Origin of the sequence: Breznakibacter xylanolyticus, from assembly GCF_003254275.1 — a bacterium.
Taxonomy (GTDB): domain Bacteria; phylum Bacteroidota; class Bacteroidia; order Bacteroidales; family Marinilabiliaceae; genus Breznakibacter; species Breznakibacter xylanolyticus.
Window position 1 is genome coordinate 1 of record NZ_QKZK01000077.1, and the last position, 2,463, is coordinate 2,463.

The 2,463-nt window shown below is 35.0% G+C and carries 3 protein-coding genes; all 3 read right to left on the bottom strand.

Annotated elements, in window-relative coordinates; genetic code table 11:
* Window positions 1-408: 408 nt before the first annotated feature.
* From LX69_RS17350 to LX69_RS18090, 3 genes are read right to left on the bottom strand one after another with little or no spacing between them, the layout of a single operon-like run.
* Window positions 409-1,569 (bottom strand): Wadjet anti-phage system protein JetD domain-containing protein, encoded by a 1,161-nt coding sequence (locus LX69_RS17350; RefSeq protein ID WP_111447287.1) that lies wholly within the window; start codon window positions 1,567-1,569, stop codon window positions 409-411.
* Window positions 1,566-1,928: an SbcC/MukB-like Walker B domain-containing protein gene (locus LX69_RS18085; RefSeq protein ID WP_245935056.1), complete on the bottom strand. Its 363-nt coding sequence runs from the start codon at window positions 1,926-1,928 to the stop codon at window positions 1,566-1,568. Before LX69_RS18085 ends, LX69_RS17350 begins: the two co-directional genes overlap by 4 nt.
* Window positions 1,877-2,329 (bottom strand): hypothetical protein, encoded by a 453-nt coding sequence (locus LX69_RS18090; protein WP_221621420.1) that lies wholly within the window; start codon window positions 2,327-2,329, stop codon window positions 1,877-1,879. The genes LX69_RS18085 and LX69_RS18090 overlap by 52 nt, the downstream gene beginning before the upstream one ends.
* Window positions 2,330-2,463: the final 134 nt, after the last annotated feature.

Sequence of the window (2,463 nt, forward strand, 5' to 3'; positions counted from 1 at the left end):
TAGTTGTATTTTGTTTCGCAACATAAATCTACAACTATAGGGTGAAACCTTCGGGCGGTAACCCTTATTTTATTTTTTGTCGGTCAGTAGTGATTCTCATTATATGATTAATCTGTCTTTTCAGTTTTCTACACTTGGCGGTAACGGACGGCGGTATGAAATCGTTGGGGATTGCGGGCTACTATCTTGTCCAGTTACACCGAACTTGATGCGGGGCAGAACGCTTGATTTAACCACTTAAACCCCAATGTTTTATACCGCTTGTTACCGCCTGGTGTTATTTGTTTTCTGTCATTTTTTCTTTCAAATTGCTACACGTTTCTGTCTGCCGTGCGCTGGGGTAGGCAAGCTCTTTGGCTGGTTTTGGACGTGCGTTGGCTTTTTTGAGCGACCAGCCAATGTGCTTGACTACGAAGCGAGGTTTTCTCTATCAAAAAATTCATTGACATAATCGAATGGAATTTTTTCCTGTTCTAATCGCCAATTGTTTGTTTTCAAAATTTCATATAGTTTTAGTTCACTGTCAGTCAAATTAAGTGATGTACAAATATTCGTTTGGGTTCCTAAATCATTTTCAAAGAATTTTTCAAAGGTTATAATGTCCATTAAAATGCTTTTTGTCAATGGGAAATAGCCCCTGAATTGTGACAAAATTTCAAAACCTTGTACGTCTATGTCGCCCCAATAAAGTAATTCAAGTTTGGCAAACCAATGAACATTTTTGAGATTGTAAACACCGTATCCACTTCCAAATATTGCGATAGTGTCGTTCATTTTCGGTAGAGTCAGAGTCGTATAAAGCGTCGTTTTATTTTCTACGACCAATACTTTTTTAATCGGTAAATTCAATGTTTCAAATTGGCTTATAGGAACAGCAATATCGTCAACTCCCGAAAAGAATTTTTCTGCTATTGCTCTGTCAAGAACTTTAAACCGAATTTGAGGCTCGGCAAATTTCAGGTTAAATCTTTTCTCAAACTCCTTTTCTTCGCTATTAATATGCTCTGGAATCAGAATGTTAAGCAATTCTTTGATTACACTCTGATTGCGTTCAATAAATTTGGTATGGACCTTTATAGGCAATTCCCTTATGTACAAATTTGGCTTAGGATTTTGTTTAAAGTATCGGCACACTTTTAAAATACTGTCCCATTCAGGCTGGTTATTAACAACTTTAATGGGGTTTTTTATTATCCAATCTTTTAATTCGGGAAACGCATTAATGATTATCTCTACACTCGTTTTGAATAATTCAACTTCTTTTTCCTTCCCCAGAAACTTCAAGAAATCTTTTTCAGTATCAAAGAAAATTGAAATTGGTAAATCTTGTATTCCTAATGACTTTGTTTTTATTTGCTGAAACTCCAATGTGTATCCATATCCTTTTTTCTCTTTAGATTGGCTGACGATTTGTTGTATTTCTTTTTCAAATTCGGATAAAGAAGACTTGGTGTATGACTTATCGCCACGAATTACAAGTTTTTCAAAAGACCTATTCTCAACCAATGATTGAAGAAAAGAAATATATTTTCGTTCAGCTTTGTCTTTTATTTCTTTGGGTGTAATCATTGATTCAGATAATTTGCTTTTTCTTCTTTGAATTGTTCGATAGGCATATCATACAACCACGAATGTCTTTCTTCTTTACGTTCAACAAAATGAACAAAAGAAATATCGTTTTCTACAATGTGAATATTATCGCTCGGTGTAACAACCAATAATTGCAAATGAAGTTGTTTGCAAAGCGTTATAAGATAGCGGGCTTTATCTTCGTCTTGTGCCTTAAACGCTTCATCAATCGCAATAAAACGGAATGATTTTGGTTCTAATCCTTGATTATTATTTGTTAAGCCAAACTGATAAGCGATGGCTGAGCCTAAAATTGTGTAGGTGAGTTGAGCTTTTTCACCACCAGAAAGTTGACCCATTGCTTCATACGTTTAAACTTCTGATTGTTTTCTTTATAAAACTCTTCCGCTTTATAGGTGAACCAAGAGCGAACGTCCATTACTTTTTTACGCCATTCTTCTTTATCTAATTTTTCAATAAATGGATGAATGTGATTATTAAAGTGATACTCTCTTCCTTCAATTGTTTTTTCCATCTGATAAACATTAGGAACGGCTTCTTCCAAAAGCTTCCTAAACTCCTTTACTTCATCAGTGATTTTATTAGGAGCTACCAGTTGGATGTAAGTTTGAGGCTTGCTTTTAAAATCAATTCCTTTCAAAGAATCATTCAAATGCTTGATGTTCTCTTTGATTGAATCTGACCAGTTCTCAAAAAACATTCTGAAATCGCCCACTTTGTTGGTAATGGTTTCCTGCAAATAATCGTTGAATTTTTTTTCAAATTTTGGAAGATTGTCTGGTAGTGTTCATCAAACTGTGTCTGTCATTTTTTTTCCTTTGAGAGGATTAACACCTGCCCCATAGGATATTTTCGTTAGGATGGCAAGGGTGG